Origin of the sequence: Vogesella sp. EB (assembly GCF_001037925.1) — a bacterium.
Lineage (GTDB): Bacteria > Pseudomonadota > Gammaproteobacteria > Burkholderiales > Chromobacteriaceae > Vogesella > Vogesella indigofera.
The window spans coordinates 77,469-104,299 of record NZ_LFDT01000010.1; the positions used below are offsets into that span (position 1 = coordinate 77,469).

General features: G+C 65.2%; 30 protein-coding genes. 12 read left to right on the top strand and 18 right to left on the bottom strand.

The window, feature by feature from the left end:
* Positions 1-109 precede the first annotated feature (109 nt).
* From ACG97_RS08155 to ACG97_RS08175, 5 genes are all read right to left on the bottom strand, one after another.
* On the bottom strand, positions 110-1,084 hold the full coding sequence (locus ACG97_RS08155; RefSeq protein WP_047966855.1) for a peptide ABC transporter ATP-binding protein: 975 nt from the start codon (positions 1,082-1,084) through the stop codon (positions 110-112).
* The gene (locus ACG97_RS08160) at positions 1,081-2,058 is read right to left on the bottom strand and encodes an ABC transporter ATP-binding protein (protein WP_047966856.1); all 978 of its coding nucleotides are present in this window, start codon (positions 2,056-2,058) and stop codon (positions 1,081-1,083) included. The genes ACG97_RS08155 and ACG97_RS08160 overlap by 4 nt, the downstream gene beginning before the upstream one ends.
* Before the next feature lie 9 nt (positions 2,059-2,067).
* Positions 2,068-2,991 (bottom strand): ABC transporter permease subunit, encoded by a 924-nt coding sequence (locus ACG97_RS08165; protein ID WP_047966857.1) that lies wholly within the window; start codon positions 2,989-2,991, stop codon positions 2,068-2,070.
* A 10-nt stretch (positions 2,992-3,001) separates the two neighbouring features.
* On the bottom strand, positions 3,002-4,030 hold the full coding sequence (locus ACG97_RS08170; protein ID WP_047966858.1) for an ABC transporter permease subunit: 1,029 nt from the start codon (positions 4,028-4,030) through the stop codon (positions 3,002-3,004).
* A 334-nt stretch (positions 4,031-4,364) separates the two neighbouring features.
* Positions 4,365-5,957 (bottom strand): ABC transporter substrate-binding protein, encoded by a 1,593-nt coding sequence (locus ACG97_RS08175; protein ID WP_047966859.1) that lies wholly within the window; start codon positions 5,955-5,957, stop codon positions 4,365-4,367.
* A 382-nt stretch (positions 5,958-6,339) separates the two neighbouring features.
* Between ACG97_RS08175 and ACG97_RS08180 the strand changes: the two genes are divergently transcribed.
* Entirely contained in the window at positions 6,340-7,263 is a 924-nt protein-coding gene (locus ACG97_RS08180; RefSeq protein ID WP_047966860.1) for a LysR substrate-binding domain-containing protein, read from the top strand.
* Between the two features lie 62 nt (positions 7,264-7,325).
* On the opposite strand, the gene ACG97_RS08185 is transcribed toward ACG97_RS08180, so the two are convergent.
* Positions 7,326-8,447 (bottom strand): beta-ketoacyl-ACP synthase III, encoded by a 1,122-nt coding sequence (locus ACG97_RS08185; RefSeq protein WP_047966861.1) that lies wholly within the window; start codon positions 8,445-8,447, stop codon positions 7,326-7,328.
* 266 nt (positions 8,448-8,713) lie between these two features.
* Here ACG97_RS08185 and iscR point away from each other — a divergent pair, with 266 nt between their 5' ends.
* The 10 genes from iscR (at position 8,714) to udk (ending at position 15,985) form a co-directional block, all read left to right on the top strand.
* Positions 8,714-9,199, top strand: a complete 486-nt coding sequence (iscR, locus tag ACG97_RS08190; RefSeq protein ID WP_047966862.1) for a Fe-S cluster assembly transcriptional regulator IscR — start codon at positions 8,714-8,716, stop codon at positions 9,197-9,199.
* Positions 9,200-9,233: 34 nt separating this feature from the next.
* Entirely contained in the window at positions 9,234-10,442 is a 1,209-nt protein-coding gene (locus ACG97_RS08195) for an IscS subfamily cysteine desulfurase (protein ID WP_202902726.1), read from the top strand.
* Positions 10,443-10,500: 58 nt separating this feature from the next.
* On the top strand, positions 10,501-10,884 hold the full coding sequence (iscU, locus tag ACG97_RS08200; RefSeq protein ID WP_047966864.1) for a Fe-S cluster assembly scaffold IscU: 384 nt from the start codon (positions 10,501-10,503) through the stop codon (positions 10,882-10,884).
* A 47-nt stretch (positions 10,885-10,931) separates the two neighbouring features.
* Positions 10,932-11,255, top strand: coding sequence for an iron-sulfur cluster assembly protein IscA (gene iscA / locus ACG97_RS08205; RefSeq protein ID WP_047966865.1), 324 nt, complete (start codon positions 10,932-10,934; stop codon positions 11,253-11,255).
* Positions 11,256-11,342: 87 nt separating this feature from the next.
* Positions 11,343-11,888, top strand: coding sequence for a Fe-S protein assembly co-chaperone HscB (hscB, locus tag ACG97_RS08210; protein WP_047966866.1), 546 nt, complete (start codon positions 11,343-11,345; stop codon positions 11,886-11,888).
* Between the two features lie 67 nt (positions 11,889-11,955).
* A complete protein-coding gene (gene hscA / locus ACG97_RS08215) occupies positions 11,956-13,815 on the top strand; it encodes a Fe-S protein assembly chaperone HscA (RefSeq protein ID WP_047966867.1) in 1,860 nt (619 codons plus the stop codon).
* A gap of 52 nt (positions 13,816-13,867) precedes the next feature.
* Positions 13,868-14,209, top strand: a complete 342-nt coding sequence (gene fdx, locus ACG97_RS08220; protein ID WP_047966868.1) for an ISC system 2Fe-2S type ferredoxin — start codon at positions 13,868-13,870, stop codon at positions 14,207-14,209.
* Positions 14,210-14,236: 27 nt separating this feature from the next.
* Complete coding sequence (gene iscX, locus ACG97_RS08225) at positions 14,237-14,431, top strand: Fe-S cluster assembly protein IscX (protein ID WP_047966869.1); 195 nt, start codon at positions 14,237-14,239, stop codon at positions 14,429-14,431.
* A 168-nt stretch (positions 14,432-14,599) separates the two neighbouring features.
* Positions 14,600-15,235 carry a glutathione S-transferase family protein gene (locus tag ACG97_RS08230; protein ID WP_047966870.1) on the top strand — a complete coding sequence of 212 codons (636 nt, stop codon included), beginning with the start codon at positions 14,600-14,602 and terminating at the stop codon, positions 15,233-15,235.
* A gap of 135 nt (positions 15,236-15,370) precedes the next feature.
* On the top strand, positions 15,371-15,985 hold the full coding sequence (gene udk, locus ACG97_RS08235; RefSeq protein ID WP_047966871.1) for a uridine kinase: 615 nt from the start codon (positions 15,371-15,373) through the stop codon (positions 15,983-15,985).
* Positions 15,986-16,216: 231 nt separating this feature from the next.
* On the opposite strand, the gene ACG97_RS08240 is transcribed toward udk, so the two are convergent.
* Genes ACG97_RS08240 through flgB form a run of 12 tightly spaced genes read right to left on the bottom strand, consistent with a single transcriptional unit; the run spans position 16,217 to position 25,941 of the window.
* Positions 16,217-17,254, bottom strand: coding sequence for a hypothetical protein (locus ACG97_RS08240; protein WP_053068114.1), 1,038 nt, complete (start codon positions 17,252-17,254; stop codon positions 16,217-16,219).
* 13 nt (positions 17,255-17,267) lie between these two features.
* Complete coding sequence (gene flgL / locus ACG97_RS08245; protein WP_047966872.1) at positions 17,268-18,179, bottom strand: flagellar hook-associated protein FlgL; 912 nt, start codon at positions 18,177-18,179, stop codon at positions 17,268-17,270.
* Between the two features lie 10 nt (positions 18,180-18,189).
* Entirely contained in the window at positions 18,190-19,563 is a 1,374-nt protein-coding gene (gene flgK / locus ACG97_RS08250; RefSeq protein WP_047966873.1) for a flagellar hook-associated protein FlgK, read from the bottom strand.
* 9 nt (positions 19,564-19,572) lie between these two features.
* The gene (locus ACG97_RS08255) at positions 19,573-20,001 is read right to left on the bottom strand and encodes a rod-binding protein (RefSeq protein ID WP_047966874.1); all 429 of its coding nucleotides are present in this window, start codon (positions 19,999-20,001) and stop codon (positions 19,573-19,575) included.
* Complete coding sequence (locus ACG97_RS08260) at positions 20,001-21,101, bottom strand: flagellar basal body P-ring protein FlgI (protein WP_047966875.1); 1,101 nt, start codon at positions 21,099-21,101, stop codon at positions 20,001-20,003. Before ACG97_RS08260 ends, ACG97_RS08255 begins: the two co-directional genes overlap by 1 nt.
* A gap of 8 nt (positions 21,102-21,109) precedes the next feature.
* Entirely contained in the window at positions 21,110-21,754 is a 645-nt protein-coding gene (gene flgH / locus ACG97_RS08265) for a flagellar basal body L-ring protein FlgH (RefSeq protein WP_047966876.1), read from the bottom strand.
* The gene (gene flgG, locus ACG97_RS08270; protein ID WP_047966877.1) at positions 21,751-22,539 is read right to left on the bottom strand and encodes a flagellar basal-body rod protein FlgG; all 789 of its coding nucleotides are present in this window, start codon (positions 22,537-22,539) and stop codon (positions 21,751-21,753) included. Before flgG ends, flgH begins: the two co-directional genes overlap by 4 nt.
* 14 nt (positions 22,540-22,553) lie before the next feature.
* The gene (locus tag ACG97_RS08275) at positions 22,554-23,279 is read right to left on the bottom strand and encodes a flagellar basal body rod protein FlgF (RefSeq protein ID WP_047966878.1); all 726 of its coding nucleotides are present in this window, start codon (positions 23,277-23,279) and stop codon (positions 22,554-22,556) included.
* A gap of 2 nt (positions 23,280-23,281) precedes the next feature.
* A complete protein-coding gene (locus ACG97_RS08280) occupies positions 23,282-24,472 on the bottom strand; it encodes a flagellar hook protein FlgE (protein WP_047966879.1) in 1,191 nt (396 codons plus the stop codon).
* Positions 24,473-24,478: 6 nt separating this feature from the next.
* On the bottom strand, positions 24,479-25,165 hold the full coding sequence (locus tag ACG97_RS08285; RefSeq protein WP_047966880.1) for a flagellar hook capping FlgD N-terminal domain-containing protein: 687 nt from the start codon (positions 25,163-25,165) through the stop codon (positions 24,479-24,481).
* Positions 25,165-25,578 carry a flagellar basal body rod protein FlgC gene (flgC, locus tag ACG97_RS08290; protein WP_047966881.1) on the bottom strand — a complete coding sequence of 138 codons (414 nt, stop codon included), beginning with the start codon at positions 25,576-25,578 and terminating at the stop codon, positions 25,165-25,167. The genes ACG97_RS08285 and flgC overlap by 1 nt, the downstream gene beginning before the upstream one ends.
* 3 nt (positions 25,579-25,581) lie before the next feature.
* Complete coding sequence (gene flgB, locus ACG97_RS08295) at positions 25,582-25,941, bottom strand: flagellar basal body rod protein FlgB (RefSeq protein ID WP_047966882.1); 360 nt, start codon at positions 25,939-25,941, stop codon at positions 25,582-25,584.
* 130 nt (positions 25,942-26,071) lie between these two features.
* Between flgB and flgA the strand changes: the two genes are divergently transcribed.
* The gene (gene flgA, locus ACG97_RS08300; RefSeq protein ID WP_047966883.1) at positions 26,072-26,797 is read left to right on the top strand and encodes a flagellar basal body P-ring formation chaperone FlgA; all 726 of its coding nucleotides are present in this window, start codon (positions 26,072-26,074) and stop codon (positions 26,795-26,797) included.
* Positions 26,798-26,831 lie beyond the last annotated feature (34 nt).

A 26,831-nucleotide genomic window follows, 5' to 3' on the forward strand; every position in this document is an offset into this window, starting at 1 on the left:
TAGCGTGGCTAGGGATGGTGGACAAGGTATTTTTGCTGCATTGCAAAAATAAAAGCACCGGCGCGGTGCAGTAACGCATCACGCCGGTGCGGCACTCCATTGCAGAATATCAGGCGTTGATGGTTTCCGCATGATGGCACGCCACTTCGCGGCCTTCCAGGCTGCGCAATTGCGGTACTTCCTTGCCGCACAGATCGGTCGCGTAGGGGCAGCGCTTGTGGAAGGCGCAGCCGCTTGGCGGATTGAGCGGGCTGGGCAGCTCGCCGTGGATCTTGATCTTGATGCTGCGGTCTTCCGGATAGATCGACGGTGTCGCCGACAGCAGCGCCTGGGTATAGGGATGCAGCGGCTTGGCGTAGATCACCTCCTTGCTGCCCACCTCCACCGCGCGGCCGAGGTACATCACCATCAGGTCGTCGGCGACGTGCTCCACCACCGCCAGGTTGTGCGAGATGAACACGTAGGCGGTGTTGAACTCTTCCTGCAGGTCCATGAACAGGTTCAGCACCTGCGCCTGGATCGACACGTCCAGTGCCGAGGTCGGCTCGTCGGCAATCACGATCTGCGGCTGCAGCATCATGGCGCGGGCGATGGCGATGCGCTGGCGCTGGCCGCCGGAGAACATGTGCGGGTAGCGGTAGTAGTGCTCCGGGCGCAGGCCGACGCGCTTCATCATCGCCTTAACCTTGTCCTCGCGCTGCTGCGCCGTCAGCTTGGTGTTGATCAGCAGCGGCTCGCCCAGCTGGTCGCCAACCTTCTGCCGCGGGTTGAGCGAGGCGTACGGGTTCTGGAACACCATCTGCACCTTGCTGCGCAGTGCCTTCAGCGCGGCTTTGCCAGCGCTGGCGATGTCGACACCGTCCAGCACCAGCGAACCGGCGGTCGGCGCCTCGATCAGCGTCAGCTGCCGCGCCAGCGTGGACTTGCCGCAGCCGGATTCGCCGACCACCGCCAGCGTCTTGCCGGCCTGCAGTTCAAACGACACGCCATTCAGCGCCTTGACCACGGCCTTCGGTTTCATGAAGCCCTGCGACACCTCGTAGTGACGGGTCAGGTCGCGAGCCTGCAATACAGTCTGGCTCATGGGGCCTCCTTCTTCTCGAATAGCGGGTAGAAGCAACGCACGGCACCATGCTCGTGCGCGGTGATGCCGGGGCGCTCGGCACGGCAGCGTTCCTGCACGTACGGGCAGCGCGGCGACAGCAGGCAACCGCTGGGGCGGTCGTACTGGCCGGGCACGATGCCGGGCAGGGTCACCAGCCGGCGTGCACCCTTGCTGTGTTCCGGAATGGAGGACAACAGCGCGTTGGTATAAGGATGCACCGGGTGACGGAACAGCTGCGGCACGCGGCCTTCCTCGGCTACCTGGCCGGCGTACATCACCGCCACGCGGTGCGCCACCTCGGCAATCACCGCCAGATCGTGGGTGATCATCAGCAGTGCCATATTGCGTTCTTTTTGCAGGTTGACCAGCAGGTCCATGATCTGCGCCTGGATGGTGACGTCCAGCGCGGTGGTCGGCTCATCGGCAATCAGCAGCTTGGGGTTACAGGCCAGTGCCACCGCGATCATCACGCGCTGGCTCATACCACCGGACAGCTGGTGCGGGTAGGCTTCGAGACGGGTCTTCGCCGCCGGAATCTCCACCAGTTCCATCAGCTCCAGTGCGCGCGCCTTCAGCTCGGCGCCGCGCAGGCCCTGGTGCACCTTCAGCACTTCCATGATCTGGTAGCCGACGGTATAGCTCGGGTTGAGCGAGGTCATCGGGTCCTGGAAGATCATGGCGATGTCCTTGCCCACGATCTTGCGGCGTTCCCGCGCGCTGATGGTGAGCAGGTTCTTGCCGTCGAAGGTCAGTTCATCGGCGACGATGCGGCCCTGCCCTTCCAGCAGGCCCATCATCGCCATCATGGTTACCGACTTGCCGGAGCCGGATTCGCCGACGATGCCGACAATCTCGCCCTGGTCGACCGACAGGTCCAGCCCTTCCACGGCGCGGAACGGGTTTTTCTCGGAGCCGAACTCGACCGAGAGGTTCTTGATTTGCAACAGACTCATGATTTTCCCTTACGCCGCGCGCTTCATTTTCGGGTCCAGCGCATCGCGCAGGCCGTCGCCCATCAGGTTGATCGACAACACAGAGACCAGGATGGTCAGACCCGGCAGGGTTACCACCCACCAGGCGCTGTCCATGTAGTCACGCGCCGAGGCCAGCATGGTGCCCCACTCCGGTGTCGGCGGCTGTACGCCGAGGCCGAGGAAGCCCAGGGCGGCGATTTCCAGGATGGCGGAGGAAAAGCTCATGGTGGCGTGCACGATCAGCGGCGCCATGCAGTTGGGCAGCACGGTGACGAACATCAGACGGAACAGGCCGGCACCGGCAACGCGCGAGGCGGTCACGTAGTCACGGTTCAGTTCGGTCATCGCCGAGGCACGCGTCAGCCGCACGTAGGCCGGCAGCGACACCACGGCAATGGCGATCATCGCGTTGACCAGACCTGGCCCGAGGATGGCCATGATCGCCACCGCCAGCAGCAGCGACGGCAAGGCCATCATCACGTCCATCAGGCGCATGATCAGGGTGCCCAGCGCCTTGGGGAAGAAGGCGGCCAGCAGGCCCATCACCACGCCGGGAATCAGCGCCATCACCACCGATACCAGACCGATCAGCAGCGACAGGCGCGCACCGTAGATCAGGCGCGACAGGATGTCGCGGCCAAGCTCATCGGTGCCGAGCAGGAACTGGCTGCTGCCACCCACGGCCCAGGCCGGCGGTGTCAGGAAGTAGTCGCGGAACTGTTCGATCGGGTCATACGGCGCGATCCACGGCGCAAACAGCGCACAGAAAGCGACGATGGACATGAACACCAGCCCGGCGACGGCGCCCTTGTTGTGGGAGAAGCCCTGCCAGAACTCCTTGAGCGGCGAAGGATAGCCGGCGGCCAGCTCTTCGAGCGGCGCCGCAGCGGGCGCAGTAGAAATGGATGTCATTGCTCGCCTCTTACTTGGCATGACGGATGCGCGGGTTCGCGATGCCGTACAGGATGTCTACGATGAAGTTGGTGACGATCACCAGCGTGGCCACGATCAGGATGCCGTTCTGCACCACCGGGTAGTCGCGGCGGCCGATGGCGTCGATCAGCCACTTGCCGATGCCGGGCCAGGAGAAGATGGTCTCGGTCAGCACCGCACCACCCATCAGAGTGCCCACCTGCAGCCCGATCACGGTCAGCACCGGGATCAGCGCGTTACGCAGGGTGTGGATGAAGATCACGCGTGCCGGCGACAGGCCCTTGGCGCGGGCGGTGCGCACGTAGTCTTCGCGCAGCACTTCCAGCATCGACGAGCGCGTCATCCGCGCGATCACCGCCAGCGGGATGGTGCCCAGCACGATGGCAGGCAGGATCAGGTGCATCACCGCATCCTTGAAGGCGCCGGCGTTGTATTCGGGATCGGCCATTTCGGCGCGCCAGGCGTCGATCAGCATGAAGCCGGTCTGAGGCTGCACGTCAAAGGCAAGATCGAGGCGGCCGGAAACCGGGGTCCAGCCCAGCTGTACCGAGAACAGCATGATCAGGATCAGGCCCCACCAGAAGATCGGCATCGAGAAGCCGGTCAGCGAGATGCCCATCACGCCGTGGTCGAAGATGGAGCCGCGCTTGATCGCCGCCACCACGCCGGCCAGCAGGCCACAGACGGTGGCGAACACCAGCGCGCACAGCGCCAGTTCCAGCGTCGCCGGGAACAGGGTGGTGAATTCGCTCCACACGCTTTGCTGGGTTTTCAGCGAGGCGCCCAGGTTGCCCTGGAACAGGTTGCTGATGTAGTCGAAGTACTGGATATACAGCGGCTGATCCAGACCCAGACGCTTCATCGCCGCCGCGTGCAGGGCGGGGTCAAGCGAACGCTCCCCCATCATCACTTCGATGGGATCGCCCGGGATCATGCGGATCAGGCTGAAGGTAATCAGCGTGATGCCGAAAAATGTCGGAATCAGTACGCCAAGACGACGCAGGATAAAGAAAAACATGTGAAGGTCTCCCGTACACGCACAAGACTGGCGTGACGTATTGCTGCAAGAGACAGGGAACGGGAACAGCAGGAAGGAAAGCGGAAGGGGTGCCGGGCGACGTAGCTGCATCTGACCACCCACCTACACCAGATGCAATCGCCGCCACGGCAAGACGCACTTTACGGATCGCACGCCGTGACCGCCTTGATGCAGGTCAATCACGAGACATCAACCCACCGCTGCCGCGCCCCGACTTTCCTTTTGCATAAACCGTTCGCCTGATAATGAACAAGGAGGGGCCAAAGGCGCCCTCCTTGCCATTCACCCGGACCAGCCGGGCGATACCGCGAACTTACTTGACGCTAACACCCTTGAAGGAATAGTCGCCGAACGGGCTGATCTTGAAGCCGTTCACTTCCTTGCGCATCGGCTGGTTCACCACCGAGTGGGCGATGGTCGACCATGGCATGTCTTTCTTGAAGATTTCCTGGGCCTTCGCGTACATGGCGGTGCGCTGCTTCAGGTCGGTGCTCTTGCGGGCGCCCAGCACTTCCTTGTCGAAGGCCTTGCTGCAGTAGCGCGCGTAGTTGGAACCGCCGATGGCTTCGCAAGTCAGCAATACGCCGAGGAAGTTGTCCGGGCTGGCGTAGTCGCCGGTCCAGCCGATCAGGCCGGCATCATGCTCGCCGTTCTTCATGCGCTTGAGGTATTCGCCCCACTCGTAGGAAGTGATCTTGGCCTTGACGCCGATCTTGGCCCAGTCGGCCTGGATCATTTCCGCCATCAGCTTGGCGTTCGGGTTGTACGGACGCTGTACCGGCATCGCCCACAGGGTGATTTCAAAGCCGTTCGGGTAGCCGGCCTTGGCCAGCAGGGCCTTGGCCTTGGCGATATCGGTTGGCTGGTTGCGCAGCGACTTGTTGTACGACCACAAGGATGCCGGGAACGGGTTGGCCGCTTCCTGGCCCTGGCCCTGGTACACGGCATCGATGATCGCCTTGCGGTTGATGGCCATGTCCAGTGCCTGGCGCACTTCCAGCTTCTTCAGTTGCGGCTTTTCAACGTTGTAGGCGAGGTAGCCGATGTTGAAGCCCGGAGCGGACAGCATCTTCAGCGACGGATCAGCCTTCATGCCGGCCAGATCCTGTGGCTTAGGATAGGACATGATCTGGCATTCGCCGGCCTTCATCTTCTGCGCACGTACCGACGGGTCGGTGGTGATCGCGAAAATCAGGTTGTCGACCTTGACGTCGCCTTTTTTCCAGTACTGCTTGTTGGCCGCATAACGGATCTGCGCGTCTTTCTGGTAGCGCTTCAGGATGAACGGACCAGTGCCGACCGGCTGCTGGTTGATCATCGACGCCTTGCCTTCCTTCATCAGCTTGTCGCCGAATTCGGCAGACAGGATCGACGCGAACGGCATCGCGATCTTGGCCAGCAGGTCGGCATCCGGAGCCTTCAGCTTGAACACCACGGTGTACGGATCGGTCTTCTCGACGGCGGTGATGTTGCTGTCCAGGCCGGTATCGGAGGCGTACGGGAATTCAACGTTGTACGCTTTGCGGAACGGATGGTTCTTGTCGATCATCCGCATGAAGCTGAACACCACGTCATCGGCGTTGAAATCGCGGGACGGGGTGAAGTATTCGGTCGTGTGGAACTTGACGCCCTTGCGCAGCTTGAAGGTGTAAGTCAGGCCGTCCGGCGACGAAGTCCACGACTCGGCCAGACCCGGCTCGATATTGGTGGAGCCGGCCTTGAACTCGATCAGGCGGTTGAACATGGCGTGACCGGCAGCGTCAAAGGTAGAGCCGCCAGTGTATTGTGCGGAATCAAAGCCCTCAGGGCTGGCTTCGGAGCAGTAGATCAGGGTCCCTGCAGCCTGGGCGGCGGATGCCGCGGCAGTCAGACCGGCGGCCAGCAAAAGGTGTTTAGCAACTCGCATAGTTTCTCTATTCCTTATTGTGTTTTTAATGACGGCGTTGATACGCCTCCATGTTCCGGGCTGACGGGCCGCTCGTTTTCCGCTGCCATCCTGACGGACGACCGCGGCAAAGCCCTTCCCGATTACGACATGCAACTAACAAGCCGATAACGTTCTACGTGTATGGCTGGCAGCAGCATGTTTGAGTTGACTTTATACCGATCGCTGCAACGGAGCATCAGAAAAAGCACACCTCAGCCCAAGTAAAAAAACTGCGAACCGGGCAAAGTCTGCCGGCTGCGGCGCAGTATTTCACAGCCAACCTATCACATCCACTAAGTTATTATCATCATCAATGTGATTTTGTTATAGGATTTTGCTTTCACTTTTCCAGGGCCGCGGCATGATCCGTTTTCGCCAAATTGAGGCATTCCGCTCGTTAATGGACACCGGCACCACGGTGGGCGCGGCGCGGCGCATGCACATCACCCAGCCGGCGGTCAGCCGCCTGATCGCCGACCTGGAGGCCGACCTCGGCTTCCGCCTGTTCAACCGCACCAAGGGCCGCATGGAACCAACCACCGCGGCGGTGCGCTTCCAGCTGGCGGTAGAAGAGAATTTCCTCGGCCTCGAACGCCTGCGCAAGGCCGCCGAAACCATCCGCAAGGACGAGACCCAGGCGCTGAGCGTCGCCTGCATGCCGGTACTGTCCACCACGCTTTTACCGTTGATTTTAAAAGAGTTTTTCAGGATGCAGCCGGATGTACCGGTCAACATCGACTCGGTCGGCAATGCCGAGGTACTGGTGCGACTGCAGGACCTGAAAGTGGACGTCGCACTCAGCCTCGCCTTCCCCGCGATCGCCGGCATCGAGGTGGAACCGATCCTGCAGGCCGAGGTGCTGTGCGCGCTGCCGGCCGGACACCGACTGTGCGACAGGGACGTGATCACCCCGGCCGACCTCGCCGGCGAGAACGTGATCGGCTGGATACCCAACCGCCCGCTCAGCCAGGGACAGGAAGACAAGTACTTCCCGCAAGGCATTGAAAAGCCTAGGTTTCCGATCCGCACCCACACCTCGCACACCCGCTACGCGATGGTGGCGCACGGTCTCGGCGTCTCCATTGTCGAGCCGTTTGGCGCCCAAGTATGGGAGAAACATGGCGTTGTCGTAAAGCCATTCCAGACCGAGGCGACCCACGATTACGTGCTGGCCTACCCCAGCACCGGCCGCCGCTCCACTCTGGTGCATGACTTCCGCACCGCCACCATGAAAGTGATCCAGGACCCGGCGCTGGTGCCATGGCAACATGCCGCCAACCACTAAAAAAAGCCGCAAAAAATGCCACCGTAAACTGTGGCATTTTAGTGACACTTAAATTTTGCCACTCAGCATTTGCGCAGGATCACGCTACCCACCGAGTAACCGGCACCGAATGACGACAGCACGCCAAGCTCGCCGGTGACCATGTCCTCGTGATGCAGGTGCAGCGCGATCACCGAGCCGGCGGAGCTGGTATTGGCGTAGCGGTCGAGAATCACCGGCGCCTCGGTGGCATCGGCGTCGCGCCCCAGCACGCGGCGCGCAATCAGCTGGTTCATGCTCAGGTTGGCCTGGTGCAGCCAGAAGCGCTTCACGTCGCCAGGCTGGATGGCCTGGCTGTCCAGGTGCGCGACGATGTGTTCGCCCACCATCGGACACACCTCTTTAAATACCTTGCGCCCCTGCTGCACAAACAGCTTGTCCAGTGCGCCGATGCCGCGCTCGTCGCAACGATTGAGGAAGCCGAAGTTGTTGCGGATATTGTTGGAGAACAGCGTCGCCAGCTTGCAGTCCACCACCTCGAAGCGCTGTGCCGCCGTGGCCAGCTCGGCACGCTCCAGCAGCACCGCGGTGCAGGCATCGCCGAAGATGAAATGGCTGTCGCGGTCGCGGAAGTTGAGGTGCGCCGAGCAGATCTCCGGGTTCACCATCAGCACCGCGCGCGCCTGGCCGCTGGCGATGGCGCTGACCGCAGTCTGGATGCCGAAGGTGGCCGAGGAGCAGGCCACGTTCATGTCGAAGGCGTAGCCGCTGATGCCCAATGCCTGCTGCACCTCGATCGACAGCGCCGGGTACGGCCGCGGCATATTGGAGCAGGCCACGATCACCATGTCGATGTCGGCCGCCGTGCGCCCGGCGCGGGCCAGCGCCTCGCGCGCCGCCGCCACCGCCATCTCCGCCTGCACCGACAGCGCGTCGTTGTCGCGCTCGGGCAGCGATGGCGCCATGCGCCGGCTGTCGAGCACGCCGGCGGCGTCCATCAGGTAGCGCTGCTTGATGCCGGAAGCCTTCTCGATGAATTCGGCGCTGGATTCGGTCAGCGCCGCGATCTCGCCGCCGGCGATCTGCGCCGCGTGGGCGGCGTTGAAGTCGGCGACGTACTGGTTGAAGGCCACCACCAGGGCCTCGTTGCTGACGGCGTGGGGCGGGGTAAACAGGCCGGTGCCGCTGATGACAACCTTATACATAGAGAATCCTTCGGCGTGTGCGCTATGGCAGCTAAAATTCAAACAATTGTTTGTGCGAATCATACACCAGTCGCGGCGGAAAAATCCCGGCCACGCGCAGCAAAGCGCGTTATAATCACGCGCTAGCCTGCCCCGGCCCTTGCGGCCAACCCTTGCCAGACGGCACTCCCGATACCACAGTCCCGTGGAACCAAGACCCGTAATAGTTGACTAAATTACTCGGATTTAGGGTATAATCGCCACAACTATTCAGGGAGCCTTTCACCATGCGCTTGACCACCAAAGGCCGCTTTGCCGTAACAGCCATGCTGGACCTCGCCCTGCGCGAAGCAAACGGTCCGGTGACACTGGCCGGCATCAGCGAGCGCCAGGGCATTTCCCTGTCGTATCTCGAGCAACTATTTGGCAAGCTGCGCCGCTCGCAGCTGGTAGACAGCGTGCGCGGCCCCGGTGGCGGCTACACGCTGGCGCGCACCGTGCAGGAAATCTCCGTCGCCGACATCATCGTCGCGGTCGACGAATCGGTGGATGCCACCCAGTGCGGTGGCCGCGAGAACTGTCACGACAACCACCGCTGCATGACACACGACCTGTGGACCAACCTGAACCTGACCATTTTCGACTACCTGTCGAAGGTCAGCCTGGCCAGCCTGGTCGACGCGCAGCGCGCCAAAGAAACCTGCGTAGTAATAGATCAACGCCCACAACGCCGTAATGGCACCTGTAGCGAGCCTCTCGCCGGCACCATCTGACCGTCGACCTCGTGGAGAACCCGTAATGAGCGAGCTGAAACACCCCATTTACCTCGATTACTCCGCGACCACGCCGGTCGACCCGCGTGTGGCGGAGGTAATGATCCCGTTCCTGACCGAAAACTTCGGCAACCCGGCATCGCGTAGCCACGCCTACGGCTGGACCGCCGAGGAAGCGGTGGAAAACGCCCGCGCCCAGGTCGCTGCCCTCGTGAACTGCGATCCGAAAGAAATCGTGTGGACCTCCGGTGCCACCGAATCGATCAACCTCGCGCTGAAAGGCGCCGCCCAGTTCTACAAGAGCAAGGGCAAGCACCTGATCACGCTGAAGACCGAACACAAGGCCACGCTGGACACCATGCGCGAGCTGGAACGCCAGGGCTTCGAGGTTACCTACCTCGACGTGCAGGACAACGGCCTGCTCGACCTCGCGGCACTGGAAGCGGCACTGCGTCCGGACACCATCCTGGTCTCCGTGCTGTTCGTGAACAACGAAATCGGCGTGATCCAGGACATCCCGGCCATCGGCGAAATGCTGCGCAGCCGCGGTATCCTGCTGCACGTGGATTCGGCGCAGGCCACCGGCAAGATCGACATCGACCTCGACAAGCTCAAGGTCGACCTGATGAGCTTCTCCGCGCACAAGACCTACGGCCCGAAAGGCATCGGCGCGCTGTACATCCGCCGCAAGCCGCGCGTGCGCCTGGAAGCGCAGATGCACGGTGGTGGCCACGAGCGCGGTTTCCGCTCCGGCACCCTGGCCACGCACCAGATCGCCGGCATGGGTGAAGCCTACCGCATCGCCCGTGAAAGCATGCACGCCGAGAACGAGCGCATCCGCATGCTGCGCGACCGCCTGTGGGCCGGCCTGCAAGGCATCGAGGAAACCTACCTCAACGGCGACATCGACGCCCGCGTGCCGCACAACCTGAACGTGAGCTTCAACTTCGTCGAAGGCGAAAGCCTGATCATGGCGATCAAGGACCTGGCGGTATCGTCCGGCTCCGCCTGTACCTCGGCCTCGCTGGAACCGTCCTACGTGCTGCGTGCACTGGGCCGCAACGACGAACTGGCGCACAGCTCGATCCGCTTCTCCATCGGCCGCTTCACCACCGAAGCCGATGTCGACTACGCGATCAAGCTGCTGCAGGAAAAGATCGGCAAGCTGCGCGAGATGTCCCCGCTGTGGGAGATGTTCAAGGACGGCGTCGACCTCAACAGCATCGAATGGGCTGCACACTAACAGATGGCATGATGCGGCCAACCTTGCACCGGCCGGCCGCATCGACAAGGAGAAAATCATGGCATACAGCGACAAGGTAATGGACCACTACGAGAACCCGCGTAACGTGGGGGCTTTTGACAAGGGCGACGAATCGGTCGGCACCGGCATGGTCGGCGCCCCGGCCTGTGGCGACGTGATGAAGCTGCAAATCAAGGTCAACGAACAGGGCGTGATCGAAGACGCCAAGTTCAAGACCTACGGCTGTGGCTCCGCCATTGCCTCCAGCTCGCTGGTGACCGAATGGGTCAAGGGCAAGACGCTGGACCAGGCGATGGCGCTGAAGAACACCGAAATCGCCGAAGAACTGGCCTTGCCACCGGTCAAGATCCACTGCTCGATCCTGGCCGAAGACGCGATCAAGGCGGCCGTCGCCGACTACAAGCAAAAGCACGCTAAATGATTCCGGGCGGCCGTGGCCGCCCTCTTAATCCTGAAGGCAAACGCACTATGGCTATCACGCTTTCCGAAAACGCCGCCCGTCACGTCAGCAACTTTATCGCCAAGCGCGGCAAGGGTCTGGGCGTCCGCCTCGGCGTCAAGACTTCCGGCTGTTCCGGCATGGCCTACAAGCTGGAGTTCGTCGATGTCGCCAGCGATGACGACATCGCGTTCGAGAGCTTCGGCGTCAAGGTGTTCACCGACGCCAAGAGCCTCGCCTACCTTGACGGCACCGAGCTGGACTACACCAAGGAAGGCCTCAACGAAGGCTTCAAGTTCAACAACCCGAACGTGAAAAACGAATGCGGTTGTGGCGAGAGCTTCAACGTCTGATTTCCTTGCCGTGCTGACGGCCCCTGTCTGACAGGGGCCGCAGTCGCGTCCCGAGCCCGCCTCGGGTGTTGCCCGCAGAAAGCCTCCATGACCGCCGACCTGTTCTCCGATTTCCAGCAGGACCACTTTGCCCTGTTCGGCCTGCCGCGCCGCTTTGCGCTGGACGGCGCCGCGCTGGACACGCTGTGGCGTACCGCCGCGGCGCAGGTGCATCCGGACCGTTTCGCCAGCGCCGGCGATGCCGAAAAGCGCGTCGCGCTGATGGCCGCCACCCGCGTCAACGAAGCCTACCAGACGCTGAAATCACCGCTGGCGCGCGCGCGCTACCTGCTGCGACTGGCCGGTGTCGACACCGCCGAGGAAACCAACACCAGCATGCCGCCGGCCTTCCTGATGGCGCAGATGGAATGGCGCGAAGCGATCGAGGACGCCCGCCACGGCCATGACGTCGACGCGCTGGAACGGCTGTCGCGCCAGCTGCGCCAGGACGTACGCGCGATGGAAGACGAGCTGGGTACCGCGCTGGATGAGCAGCACGACCACGCCAGCGCCGCGCTCCTGGTGCGCAAGCTGCGCTTTCTGGAAAAGCTGGATCAGGAAATCGGCGACGCCATCGAGGCGTTGCTGTTTTGAGCATACCCAAGGTTGGCCGCAATACCGCGGCCAGCCCGGATCATTGAATAAAGAGTAGCTAGCAGCCATGGCCCTACTGCAAATCGCCGAACCCGGCTTATCCGCCGCCCCGCACCAGCACCGTCTGGCGGTCGGGATCGACCTTGGCACCACCAACTCGCTGGTCGCCACCGTGAAAAGCGGTGCCGCCACAGTGCTGCCGGACGAACACGGCCGCAGCCTGCTGCCGTCGGTGGTGCGCTACCGCGACGACGGCCGCACCATCGTCGGTTTCGAGGCGCAGGCGGAACAGAGCCGCGACCCGAACAACACCATCGTGTCGGTGAAACGCTTCATGGGCCGCGGCCTGGCCGACCTGCTGGACGTGGCGCGCAGCCCGTACCGCTTCGTCGACGCGCCGGGCATGGTGCAGCTGGTGACCCGCGCCGGCCACAAGAGTCCGGTGGAGGTGTCCGCCGACATCCTGAGGACCCTGCGTGAACGCGCCGAGGCCAGCCTCGGCGGCGAGCTGATCGGCGCGGTGATCACCGTGCCGGCCTACTTCGACGACGCGCAGCGCCAGGCGACCAAGGACGCCGCACGTCTGGCCGGCCTCAACGTGCTGCGCCTCCTGAACGAGCCGACCGCTGCCGCCATCGCCTACGGGCTGGATAACGGCGCCGAGGGCACCTACGTGGTGTACGACCTCGGCGGCGGCACCTTCGACGTGTCGGTGCTGGCGCTGACCCGCGGCGTGTTCGAGGTGCTGGCCACCAGCGGCGACTCTTCGCTCGGCGGCGACGACTTCGACCACCGCATCTACTGCTGGATCCTGGAACAGGCCGGCCTGCACGGCCTGTCCGCGCACGACACCCGCCTGCTGCTGACCCGCGCCCGCGAGGCGAAGGAAGCACTGACCGAGCACGCCGACACCCGCATCACCGCGCTGTTGTCCGACGGCCAGACCATCGACCTGCAACTGTCGCAGGCCACCTTCCACGCCATCAGCAAGACGCTGATCGACAAGACGCTGCTGCCGGTACGCAAGGCGCTGCGCGACGCCAAGATCGGCGCCGAGGACGTCAAGGGCGTGGTGATGGTCGGCGGCGCCACCCGCATGCCGCAGGTACAAAAAGCCGTCGGTGATTTCTTCGGCACCCCGCCGCTGACCAACCTCGACCCGGACAAGGTGGTGGCGCTCGGCGCCGCCATCCAGGCCAACGTGCTGGCCGGCAACAAGGGCGACGACGAGTGGCTGCTGCTGGACGTGATCCCGCTGTCGCTGGGGCTGGAAACCATGGGCGGCCTCACCGAGAAGATCATCCCGCGCAACAGCACCATCCCGATCGCGCGGGCGCAGGAATTCACCACCTTCAAGGACGGCCAGACCGCCCTCTCCGTGCACATCCTGCAGGGCGAGCGCGAACTGGTGTCCGATTGCCGCAGCCTGGCCAAGTTCGTGCTGCGCGGCATTCCGCCGATGGTGGCCGGCGCCGCGCGCATCCGCGTCACCTTCCAGGTCGACGCCGACGGCCTGCTGGCGGTGACCGCACGCGAGATGATCTCCGGCGTCGAGGCCAGCATCGAGGTGAAACCGTCCTACGGCCTGTCCGATGACGAGATCACGCGCATGCTGAGCGACTCGATCGCCCACGTCGCCGACGACATCAACGCGCGCAAGCTGCGCGAGGCGATGGTCGACGCCGACAGCCTGCTGGACGCGATCGGCGTTGCGCTGGCCAGCGACGCCGACCTGCTCGACGACGGCGAACGCGCCGCGCTGGACGCCGCGATGCAGGCGCTGCGCGACGCCATCGCCGCCGAAAGCACCAAGGACATCAACGCCTGCTCGCACCGGCTGAACCAGGCCAGTGAACCGTTTGCCGCGCGCCGCATGGATCGCAACATCCAGCGCGCGCTGACCGGCAAGAACATCGAAACCCTGTAAGCCTTGCGGCCAACGTTGGCCGCAACGCAGAACGACACCTGAAGGATTGACCATGCCGCGTATCATTGTGCTGCCACACGCCGACCTGTGCCCCGAGGGCGCCGTGCTCGACGATGTCGCCACCGGCACCACCGTGTGCGAAGCCCTGCTCGCCCACGACATCGAAATCGAACACGCCTGCGAGATGTCCTGCGCTTGCACCACCTGCCACGTCATCGTGCGCGAAGGCTTCAACTCGCTGCCGCCGTCCGACGACCTGGAAGACGACATGCTGGACAAGGCGTGGGGGCTGGAAGCGCAGTCGCGACTGTCCTGTCAGGCCATCGTCACCAGCGAAGACCTAGTGGTGGAGATCCCGCGCTACACCATCAACCACGCCCGCGAACACCACTGAGCCGCGCCGCATCCAAGGAGACGTGCCATGAAATGGACCGACATCAACGATATCGCCATCGAACTGTACGAGGCGCATCCGGACATCGACCCGACCACCATCCGCTTCGTCGAGCTGCACAACTGGGTGGTAGACCTGCCCGGTTTTGACGACGACCACAGCCGCGGTGGCGAAAAGGTGCTGGAAGCGATCCAGCAGGCCTGGATCAACGAAGCCGACTAGCGCCTGCCAACGCTTGCCTGTCCGGATGCCGCACACGAAAACCGGCCCTGACAACGTTGGCCGCAACAGCCGTCACGCCCTGCCCGCCCCGGCAGGGCGTTTTGCTTGTCCTGATGCCGGTGCTGGGCTGTAATGCAGCATGACCCTCAATCCTGCACTGGAGCCATCATGCTGACCCTCGTCATCGGCAACAAGAACTTCTCGTCGTGGTCGCTGCGACCGTGGCTGGTACTGAAACAGCTGGGCGAGCCGTTCGCCGAGAAACACATCCACCTCTACCACCCGGACAGCAAACAGCAGCTGCTGGCCGCCAACCCCGCCGGCAAGGTGCCGGTGCTGTTCGACGGCCTGCTGCGGGTGCACGACTCGCTGGCGATCTGCGAATACCTCGCCGAGTTGTTCCCGGCGGCGCGGCTGTGGCCGCAGGAGCGCGCCGACCGCGCCGAGGCGCGCGCCATCAGCGCCGAGATGCACGCCGGTTTCACCGCGCTGCGCAGCGAGATGCCGATGAACGCCTGCCTGCGTACCCAGCTGCAGCCGTCCGCCGACTGCGCCGCCGACATCGCGCGCATTACCGCCATCTGGCGCCAGCTGCGCCAGCGTTTCGTCGCCGACGGCGACTTCCTGTTCGGCCACTTCGGCATCGCCGACGCCATGTTCGCGCCGGTGGTGCTGCGCTTTGTCAGCTACGGCGTGACGCTGGATCCGGTGTCGCAGGCCTACGCCGACAGCCTGCTGTCGCTGCCGGCCATGCAGCAATGGCTGGATGAGGCGGAACTGGAACAGGCCGCCACCGACGCCTGACCATGCCGTTGCCAGAAAACAGCCGGCCACGGCGTTTTTCTGGCATATCCGGCCAGCGATGACGCATTGCCGATGGAGAAGTTGGCGGCAAGTCATTAGAATGGCCGGTTTTTCATTTCGATCGAGCACAGACAAATGACGACTCCGTTCATCATCGGCGTCGCTGGCGGCAGCGGCAGCGGCAAAACCACGGTGACCCGCAAGGTGCTGGAAACCATAGGCGCAGAGATGGCGGCGGTGATCGTGCAGGATGACTACTACCGCGACCAGAGCCACCTCAGTTTCGAGCAGCGCCTCGCCACCAACTACGACCACCCGCACGCCTTCGACTGGCCGCTGCTGATCGAGCACATCGACGAGCTGCGCTGCGGCCGCGCCATCGAGATGCCGAGCTACGACTTCACCAATCACACCCGCGCCAGCCGCACCGTGACCATCCAGCCGGCGCCGGTGATCGTGATCGAGGGCCTGTTTCCGCTGTACGACGCCGCACTGCGCGAGATGATGTCGCTGAAGATCTTCGTCGACACCGACGCCGACGTGCGTTTCATCCGCCGCCTGAAGCGCGACATCGCCGAACGCGGCCGCACCACCGACAGTGTGATCGAGCAGTACCTGGCCACGGTGCGCCCGATGCACAACCAGTTCATCGAGCCGACCAAGCGCTTTGCCGACGTGATCCTGCCGCACGGCGCCAACGATCCGGCGGTGGATATCATCACCACCAAGGTGGCCAGCCTGATCGCCTGAGAACCTGTTCAATGTCTGCTGCGCTTCGTGAAACTTTACGCGGTGAGTACGCCTTCGGCATGCTGGTTATATCCAGTTAAACGCCGCCTCCTCAGTCGTTTTCGCCTTGTCTCGCTCTAGCTCGCGAGACTTTGAACAGGCTCTGACGCAGCAGCGCACACGCGACAAGGGCGTGTCTCCGTTATGGAGGCACGCCCTTTTTTTGCGGCCAACCTTGCGCCGTGGCGGCGGCTAAGGCAACGCCAGCAGCGACAGCACGCGGTAGCGGCTGACGCCCAGCAGCGCCGGCACCACCTCGTACAGCCCCGACTCGCTGTCCGGCGTGTTGAAGCGGGCATTGAAATCGTTGACGAAGCCGTCGGCCCACAGCTGTTCGCTCATCTGCGACAGCTGCGCGATGGCGTGGCGCACCTCGGCCATCGCGCGGCTGATGGCGGCGCGCGACAGCTGCAGCTGGTCCAGCGCGCGCAGCACCTTCTGCAGCGTCTGACGGGTGCCGGCGTGGTCCGCACTTTGCCACTGCTGCGGCTGCAGCGCCTGCTCCGTCGGCTGCAGCTTCAGGTGCTGCGGCTGGCCGGCGGGGAAGCGGATGCCGCCGCCGCGCAGGCTGAAGCGCTCGCGCACGCCCTGCCACGCCGTTTCCGCCACCGAAAACTGCAGCTGCCCCTGTTCGTCCAGCTGCGGCTGGATGCCGGACGGCGCCAGCGCGCGACCGAGCGCGGCCAGCAGCGCCGCTTCGCTCAGCGGCTCGCCGACCTTGACCGCCGCCGGGCCGCTACCCGGCTCGCCGCTGAAGAACACCAGCGTTTCCGGTGCGCCCTGGGTCAGGTTGGCGATTTCCAGGCCGCGCACGGTGAAGGTCTGCCGCGCGTCGGCGGCGAGGCGGAACTGCAAACGGCTGTCGAGACTGCCGCCGCTGGCCGCGCCGCGCTGCGACCAGTGCTGCGCCACCTGCTCGATGCCGCGCGCCAGCCGCGCGCTGTCCACCCGCCGCTGCGTCAGCTGGCCGCTGAGTTCGCCTTTCAGCGCCTCCAGCTGGCCGGCCAGGCCGTCGACAAAGCCGAGCGCGCGCTGTGCCGCGGTCAGTTGCTGGTTGAGCTGGCTGCTATAGCGCCAGTGATCGCCGCCGCTGCGCGGCAGTGATGGCGACGGCGTGCTGGCGGGGGTGGCCGGCGCGGCGCCGGCGTTGCTGGCCGGGGCCGGACTGCCGGCACCGGTGCGGGCCAGCGGCTGGCGCGGGCTGTCCAGATGAAGCGAGGAGCGACTCATGGTGCGGCCAACCTTACAGCACGTCGAACAGCGTCAGGCTGCTGACGCGGCCGTAGGCCTTCTGGCTGGACTGCAGCGCCAACATGTAGCTGTTCATATTGATATTGGCCTGCGCGTAATCCAGGCTTTCCAGCTGGGTGATGCTCTGCTGGTTGGAGAGGCTGACGTTGCCGTGGTTGTCGGCCATCATCTGCAGCGTGTTCTGGCTGCTGCCCAGCTGCGAGATCTTGCTGGTATTGCGGTTGTGCGCCACGTCCAGCGCCTGCAGCGTGGCGCTCAGCTGGCTGCCGGTGGCCGGGTCCTGCGGGTTCAGCGCCGGGTCCTGCAGCACGGCGATGGTCGCGTCCAGGCTGTTGAGGAAGTCCGGCAGGTGTTCCAGCGTCACGTTGGCCGCCTGGGTCACGCCGTGGCCGACCATCACCTGCTGCGGCAGGCTGTTGCCGGTGAAGCTGTAGCGACTGCCGGCCGGCTGCGCCGCATCGAGGCTCAGCGCCGGCTGCGCGATGGCGGTGCCGGAGAACAGGTAGCGCCCCTCCTGGTCCTTGCTGTTGGCGGCGTAGAACAGGCTGTCGCGCAGGCTCTGCAGCGGCCCCGCCATGTCGCGCAGGTCCTGCGCGGTGTAACTGCCCTCCAGCGTCATCAGCAGCAGGTCGCGCACGTCGAGCATGTCGCGCCCCATGCCGGCAAGATAGGATTCGTTCACCGACAGCTTGCTGCGCACGCTGGCGATGTTGTCGCGGTACTGCCCCAGCGCCGCCTCTTCCCGCCCCAGGCGCAGCAGGCGCACGCTGGCGATCGGGTCGTCGGACGGCAGCAGCAGGCGCTTGCCGGACGACATCTGCTGCAGCAGCTCGGCGGTCTTGGCGCTGGTCTGGTCCAGCGCCAGGCTCATGGCGGTGTGGTACTGGGTACTGGCGATGCGCATCGGCGGCTCCTTACAGCATGGCCAGCGTGCTGTCGAACAGCTCGTTGGCGACGGCGATCACTTTCATGTTCGCCTGGTACATTTTCTGGAATTCGATCAGGTTGACCGCTTCTTCGTCGTTGTTGACGCTGCTGGTCGACTTCCAGCTGCTCTCCGCCTCGGCGCGCACCACCTCGGCGGTGCTCAGCGCCGCCTTGTTCTGCTGGCTGTCGATGGCGAGGCGGCCGGTGAGCTGCGAGTAGGCGTCGCTCAGCGTCACGCTGCCAAGGCCGGGGATCACCACCGGCTGGTCCTTCACCGTGATCAGCGCCAGCAGGTTCTGGCTGTCGCCGGCGGCGGTGGCGTCGCCGGAAAAACCCAGCTGCGACGACTGGATCGCGGCCAGCTGCAGCATGCCGTCGGCGCTGGCGGCGTCAAACACGAACAGCGGCGCACCGGGGTTGCCGGCCATGTCGAAACCGGCGGCCAGCTGGCCGTTGACGCGGTCGGCCAGTTCCTGCGCCAGCGTGCTCACCGCCGCCACCATCGGGCGCAGCACCGCGCGTTCGTAGTGGTTGAGGCCGCCGAGCTGGCCGCCGACATTGTCATTGGCCAGCACGAAGGTTTCCTGCGCGAAGGCCAGCGTCACCCGCTGCGAGCCGTCCGGCTGCGTGCTGCTGGCAAGCAGAGCGGCGGTGTCGCCCATCACCAGCGGCTGGCCGCTGCGCAGGGTCAGACTCTTGCTGCCATCCGGCTGCGACATCACCCGCACGTCGACCAGCGCCGCCAGCTGGTCGATCTGGCGGTCGCGCTCGTCGAGCAGGCCGGAGGTGTTCACTTGCGACGACTGCGCCGCGGCGATCTTGGCGTTGAGGGCCGCGATATTGCCGGACAGGCTGTTGATCTGGGTCAGCGTGGCGCCGCGCTGTTCGTTGACCGACGCCTGCTGCGTGGCATAGACGCGGTTGAGGTGGTTAACGCGCTGCGCCAGCGCGCCGGCCTCGCTGATTACCTGGTCGCGCAGCGGGCTGGAGCCGACATCGGCGCTGACCGCGTTCAGCGCGGCGTAAAACTTGTCGAGGCCGACCGACAGGCTACTGCCGTTGTTGCCCATCACCTGTTCCAGCTGGGTGTAGTACGGACGTGCCGCGCCCAGCTCGCCACGGCTGGCCGCCGCCTGCCACAGCTGCAGGTTCTTGTAGTCGTCGCTGAAGCGGCGGATGGCGCTGACATCGACGCCGGAGCCGGCACTGTGCGGATCGCCGGCATTGGGCACCAGCGTGGCCAGCACCACGCCCTGGCGCGAGTAGCCGGGAGTCATCACGTTGGCGATGTTCTGGCTGACGGTATTGAGCGCGGCCTGGGCGGCGGCGGTACCGGACAGCGCGTTGTGCACCATGCGCATAGCGTAACCTTACTGACGGAATGGGAGATTCACCGGCATCGCAAAGGCAGCAAGTTCGCTGCCGGCACCGGCCTGTACTGGGGAATAAGCGACCGCCGCCGGCGATTCCTTAAGTGGCGGCGTCGCATTTTGCGGCAGCAGCTGCGCGATCAGCACCTCGCTGATGCCGAAGCGGCGCTCGCGCGCCAGCTGCTCGGCAATCGCCATGTCGGCAAAATCGAGCATGTCGCTGTTGATGCTGTCGGCAAAGATGCTGTCTTCTCCCGCCATGGTGCGCGTCGCCTTGCGCATCTGCGCCAGCATCTCCTTGATGAACAGCGCCTCGAAACCTTCCGCCGCGCGCTCGACCTGCTGCCGCTGCGCCGGCGCGATCGCCGTCGTGCTGTCGGCCGTTGCGGCCAACCTTGCGCCGCCGTCCGGGGGAAAAACCGTTTCCATCAGATCACCACCAGTTCGCCGTCGATGGCGCCGGCCTGGTCCAGCGCCTGCAGGATGGCCATGATGTCGTCCGGGGTGGCGCCGGTGCTGTTGACGGTGTCGATGATGCTCTGCAGCCGCGCGCCGGCCGGCCACTGGAACATGCGGCCCTCGCCCTGCTCCACCCGCAGCTGCGATTCCGGTACCGCGGTGGTGGTGCCGTTGCTGAAGGCGCCGGGCTGGCTGACCTGCTGCCGCTCGGAAATCACCACCTTCAGGCTGCCGTGCGATACCGCCGCCGGGCGTACCGTCACCCCCTGGCTGACCACCACGGTGCCGGTGCGCGAATTGAACACCACCTTGGGCAGCTCGCCGCCGACATTGACGTTCAGCGCCTGCAGCCGCGCGACGAAGGCGACGCGCGCGGTCGGGTCCGCCGGTGCCTGCACCTCGATGGCGGTGGCGTTACGGGTGCTGGCGATGCGGCCGAAGCGCTGGTTGATGGCGTTGACCACGTTGGTGGCGGTCTCGAAATTGGGTTTCTTCAGGCTGAGGTGGACGCTGGGGCCGCTGTCGAAATCGCTGGCGATCTCGCGCTCCACCGAGGCGCCGTTGGGAATGCGGCCGGAGGTCGGGGTGTTGACGGTGATGCTGGAGCCGCTCTTGCCCTGCGCCGACAGCCCGGCGATCACCACATTGCCCTGCGCCAGCGCGTAGATTTCGCCGTCGGCGGCGCGCAGCTGCGTCAGCAACAGGGTGCCGCCGCGCAGGCTCTTGGCGTCGCCCAGCGACGACACCGTGACGTCGATGGTCTGGCCACGGCGGTAGCCGGGCGGCAGCACTGCGCTGACCGTCACCGCCGCCACGTTCTTCACTTTCGGATCGGCCTGCTCGCCCTGCTGCAGGCCCAGCTGTTTCAGCAGGTTGGCCACCGCCTGGCCGGTAAACTTGACCTGCGAATTGTCGCCGCTGCCGTCGAGGCCGACCACGATGCCGTAGCCGATCAGCTGGTTGTCGCGGATGCCCTCGACGTGCACCAGGTTGCGCAAGGGTTGCGCCTGCGCCGGGAGGAGGCTGCCGCACAGCAGCAGCGCGGCCAGCAGGGAAAGGAATTTCGGCATGATTTCTCTTAGAACGGCATCCACGGACTGGTAAAGAAGCGCGTCAGCCAGCCGGGGGCGTTGGCGTCGCTGAGCGCGCCGCGGCCGGAATAGGCGATGCGGGCATTGGCGATGCGCAGCGAGGACACGCGGTTGCGCGCGTCGATGTCGTCGCTGCGTACATAGCCGGCCAGGCGCAGGAATTCCTCGCCCTGGTTCAGCGTCAGCTGCTTCTCGCCCTTGATCAGCAGCAGGCCGTTGGGCAGCACCTGCTGCACCACCACGGTCAGCGCGCCGGACAGGCTGTTCTGCTGCGAGGAGGAGGCGTTGCCGTCAAACTCGCGGCCGGCGGAGATGCCGACCCGGGTGTCGAACTCGCGGGTGCCGATGATGGACGGGGTGATGCTGACGCCGGACTGCTTGTCGAAGCTGGTGCCGGCGCTCTTGCTGGCCTGGGTGGTTTCTTCCAGCAGCACCGTCAGCACGTCGCCGCTGCGAAAGGCGCGCCGGTCGGACAGCAGCGACCAGCCGGCGGCCGGATTGAACACACCACCGGCCACGCCCCGCGCCGCCACCTCCGCTACCGGCGGCAGCGGCAGCTCCGCGCTGTCCTGTGCCAGCGGCAGCGGCGCGCAGGCCGACAGCAGCAGCAACAGCGGCAGCAGCGCCTTCATCGCACCGCCTGCGCCAGGTTCTGCATCATGTTGTCGGCGGCGGACAGCACCTTGGTGTTCATCTCGTAGGTGCGCTGCGCGGCGATCATGTCCACCATTTCTTCCACCACCTGCACGTTGGAGCCTTCCAGCGCGCGCTGGCGCAGCTTGCCCAGCGCATCGCTGCCGGGATTACCGACCACCGCCTCGCCGCTGGCGGTGGTCTGCTGGAACAGGTTGTCGCCCAGCGCCAGCAGGCCGGTGGGGTTGACGAAGTTGGCCAGCGTCAGCTGCCCGACCTCGGTGGTGGAAGTGCCGCCGGACAGCGTCACCGACACCATGCCGCTGTCGCTGATGTTGACCGCGGTGGTGTCCGCCGGCAGCGTGATCGCCGGCAGCAGCGGCAGGCCCTGCGCGTTGACCAGGCGGCCCTCGGCGTTGACCTGCAGCTGGCCGGCACGGGTGTAGCCGGTTTCGCCGTTGGCCATCTGCACCTGCAAAAAGCCCTGGCCGACGATGGCCACGTCCAGCGCCTGGCCGGTGGTGTTGATGCTGCCGGTGGTGAAGATCTTCTGGGTGCCGACCAGGCGGGTGCCGTTGCCCAGCTGCACGCCGGACGGCGACAGGTTGTTGTCGTCCACCTGCGCACCGGGCTGGCGTTCCACCTGGTAGAACAGGTCTTCGAACACCATGCGGTCGCGCTTGAAGCCGACGGTATTGGCGTTGGCGAGGTTGTTGGCGATGGCGCCCAGGCGCGCGTCCTGCGCCTGGATACCGGTCTTGCTGATCCACAGTGCTGGATTCATGGTGGTTTCTCCTGTCAGCCGCGCACCAGGCGGTTGCCGGCCTCGACCATGTCATTGGCGGCATTGAACATCTTCAACTGCATCTCGAAGCTGCGGTTCAGCGTCATTGAGGCAATCATCTCTTCCACCGCCGATACGTTGCTGCGCTCCAGATGGCCGCCCTGCACCCGTACCGTGTCGTCTGCGGCCAACGTTGGCTCCAGCCGGCTGACGATCAGGCCGTCGCTGGTCTTGCTCAGCTCTTCCGGCGCCGGTTTCACCAGCTTGAGGCGGCCGACCACCTGCATCGCCTCCGAGCCCGGCGGCAGCACCGACACCGTACCGTCGGCGGCTACCTGCACCTGGCGGTGTTCCGGCAGCACGATGGCGCCGCCGTCACCCAGCACCTGGCGGCCGCCCAGCATCAGCGTGCCGTCGGCGGCGACATCGAACTGGCCGCCGCGGGTGTAGGCCTCGCCGCTGGCGGTGGCGACGGTGAAGAAGCCCTCGCCCTGGATCGCCACGTCCAGCTCGCGGCCGGTCTGTGCGATCACGCCCTGCTTCACCGACACCGCGCTGGGCTGCAGTACCGTCATGTGGCGCGCGTCGTAGCCGTAGCCGGGCACCACCTGGCTGCTGGCAACCTCGATGTCGGCGCGAAAGCCGGGGGTGTCGGCGTTGGCCAGGTTGTTGGCGCGCACCTGCTGCGCCTTGAGGGTGCGGTTGGCACCGCTCATGATGGTGTAGATCAGCGCGTCCATGCTCAGACGGCCTGCATCAGGGCCTGGATCACCTGGTTCTCGGTGGAGATCACCTTGGTGTTGGCCTGGTAGTTGCGCTGCGCGGTCATCAGGTTGACCAGCTCGGCGGTAAGGTCGACGTTGGACTGCTCCAGTGCGTTGACCGCCAGCGTGCCGACGTTGCCGCTGCCCGGCGCCGACAGCAGCGCGGTGCCGGAGGCGCCGGATTCGGTCCAGCTGGTATCGGACACCGCCACCAGGCCGTTCTCGTTGGGGAAGGTCGCCAGCGCGATGGTGCCGACGGCGCGTTTCTCGCCGTTGCTGTAGGTGGCGGTGACGGTGCCGTCCTCTTCCAGCCGCAGGCCGGTACGGGTGCCGGCGGCGTAGCCGTCGCTGCTGTTCACCGCCGAGGTGGTCTCGCCGGCAAACTGCGAGGTGCCGCTGTAGTCGACGTTGACGCTCAGCGCCGCGGCGCCGGCCGGGGTGCCCAGCGGCAGCGCCACCGGGGCCGCCGGGGCGGTCAGTTGGCCGTCGGTGCCGAAGGTCATCACCGCGGTGGTCGGCAGCAGTGCGCCGTTCATCGCGTAGTGCACGGTCACTTCGTTGGGATTGGTCTTCACGAAGTACTGCGTGACGCTGTGCTTCTGGCCCAGCGAGTCGAACACCGTCGATACGCTGGAGCCGTTGAAGGTGGCCGGATTGTCCTTGTCGAACGCCACCGCCGGCGCTACCCAGCCGGAGGACAGGTTGCCGCTGTACGCCAGCGTGCTGCTGGCCTTGGCCGCGACCTGGCCGGTCGGCACCTGGATGTCGCCCAGTGCGCCCAGCGTACCGGCCGGTGCGCCCTCTACCGCGGCATAGCCCTGCACCTTGCGGCCGAAGGCATCGACCAGCACGCCGTCCTTGTCGGTATTGAAGATGCCGACGCGGGTGTAGGCGACGCTGCCGTTGTTGTCCTTGGTGACGAAGAAGCCGCCGCCCTGGATCGCCGCGTCCAGCGCACGGCCGGTGGCGACCACGCTGCCGCCGCGGCCGATGTTCTGGGTGGTGGAGCCGACCTCGACGCCGGTGGCCTGGCTGCCGGCGTACATCGAGGCGAAGTTGTCGCGGCTGGACTTGAAGCCGTAGGTCCCGGAGTTGGCGATGTTGTTGCTGATGTTGCCAAGCTGGCTATTGACGGCGTTGATGCCGGAAAGCGCGATTTCGAAACTCATGCTGAGTTAGCTCCTGGTAGACGAGGTGCTGCTGGCAGCCCCCAACAGTCGGGTGATCGACGACGCCGGGTACTCACCCAGCCCGGCAAGGGAAAGAATCGGTTCGCCGCCCTGCACCGGCAGCCGCACCGCCTGCACCTCGGCGGCAAACTCCAGCCGCGCGGCGGACTTGGCGGCGGTGATCACCTGCGCCTGGTACTGGCCGGCCGGCAGGCCGTGGGCGGCCGGGTCCAGCGTGAAGGCAAATTCGCCGGCGGCCTGTCGCCCCAGCGTGATCAGTTTGCTGCTGCCGTCGGCGCCGGTGAGCTGCAGCTGCACCTCGTCGCTGCCGTCCAGCGTGATGCGGCCGTCGACCGGCTTGCCGTCCAGCAGCAGCTGGTCGGTCTGCACCAGCACCTGCTTGCCGACCTGCTCGCCCAGCGCCAGGCCCTGCAGCTCGCGCATCATCAGCGCATTGCTTTTCAGCTCCGACAGCATGCCCAGCGTGCTCTGCATCTGGTTCATCTGCACCAGCTGGCTGACGAACTGCGCCGGGTCGGTCGGCTCCAGCGGGTTCTGGTTCTTGATCTGCGCCATCAGCAGCGTCATGAACATGTCGCCATCGGCGCCCAGCTGCTGGCCGGCCACCGCGGTGGCCTGCGTGCTGCTGCCGTTCTGGCTGCGCTGGTTGAGCGCGCTTGCGTCGATGGCCATCAGCCTTCTCCCAGTTTCAGCAGGTCCTGCTGCATCACCTTCACCCGCGCCATCACCTCGACGTTGGTCTGGAACGCGCGCGAGGCGGCCATCATGTCGGTCATCTCTTCCACCGCGTTGACATTGCCGAAGTAGACGTTGCCGTCCTGGTCGGCCAGCGGATTGGACGGATCGTTGACCTTGCGCACCGGCTTGTCGCTTTTCACCACGTCCAGCACGCGCACGCCGACGCCCTGCCACTCGCCGCTGCCCTGCATCTGGCTGGCGAATACCGGCTTGCGGCCGCGAAAGGCGGCGGCTTCGGAGCCGGCGGCGGAATCGGCGTTGGCCAGGTTGCTGGCCACGGTATTGAGGCGCACCGTCTGCGCGGTCATCGCCGAGCCGGCGATACGGGAAATATCTCGGAAGGACATGGTTTATTGCCCGGCAATCACTTTTGCCAGCCCCTTGTATTTCATGTTGAGAAAAGTCAGGCTGACCTGGAAATCGGCGACGTTCTGCGCGAACTCGGCCTGCTCCACGCCCAGCTCCACGGTATTGCCGTCCCGCGACGGATGATTGGGCGTGCGATACGCCAGCTCGCCGCCGTCGGTTTGCAGCAGCAGGCCGCCGCCGGTGTCGGATTCGGCAAGGGCGCTGCGGAAATCGAAATCCCGCGCCTGGTAGCCGGGGGTGCTTTCGTTGGCGATATTGGATGCCAGTACCTTGGTACGCTCGGCACGCAGTTTCAGCGCCTCCGGATGCACGCTCAGCGCCTGACTCAGACTGAAGCCCATTGCCACACCTCTTGCGGTTCTCTTAAGATGGATATGGTGGCAATGATTGACAATCCGGCCACCAGTTATAAGGCGATACTAATTAATCGTCCTACCGCAAGTACACGTAATAATTACCAAGACCGAGCCAATGGCAATATTCACAAACCGCCCGCCGGCTGCGCTGTGGCGCACGGCAGGCCTGCTGCTGGCCAGCGCCGGCAGCCTGCTGTCGCCAGCCGCGCAGGCCGCCACAGCGACCGAGCTGGCGCAGCAGAGCGCGCAGCAATGGCTGCTGCAACAGGCCGCCGCCAGCGGCCTGCGCGCACCGCAAGTACGGCTGCAGGCGCTGCCCGCCCGATTGGCTCCGGGCAGCTGCCTCGGCAAGCCCGTGGCCGAGATCGGCAGCGACAGCCAGCTCGGCCGCGTGCGGGTACGGGTGCGCTGCCAGGGCGCCGGCGAGATCGGCTACCTGTTCCGCGCCGAAGTCAGCGGCCTGGCACTGGCCGCGGCCAGGGACATCGCCCCCGGCCAGGCGCTGAGCACGGCCGACGTCAGCGAGCAGCGCGTGACACTGCGCAGCCCGCAGTCGCTGCTGGCTGCGGACGCGGCACTGGACGGCCTGCGCAGCAAGACGCTGATCCGCCAGGGCACGCCGCTGCGCGGCCTGCTGCTGGAAACGGCGCCGCTGGTGAAACGCGGCATGGCGGTAGCGATCGTCGCGCAGCAGGAAGGCATCCGCGTCGAGGTGGCGGGAACGGCGCTGGAAACCGCCGGCAAGGACGAGTGGGTACGGGTGAAGAACGGCAACAGCGGCAAGGTGATCCGCGCCCGCGTCATCGATACCGGCGTGGTCAGCCCGGAAATCAGCCAGTAACACGCAGGGCCGGCAACGCTGCCGGCATTGCCAC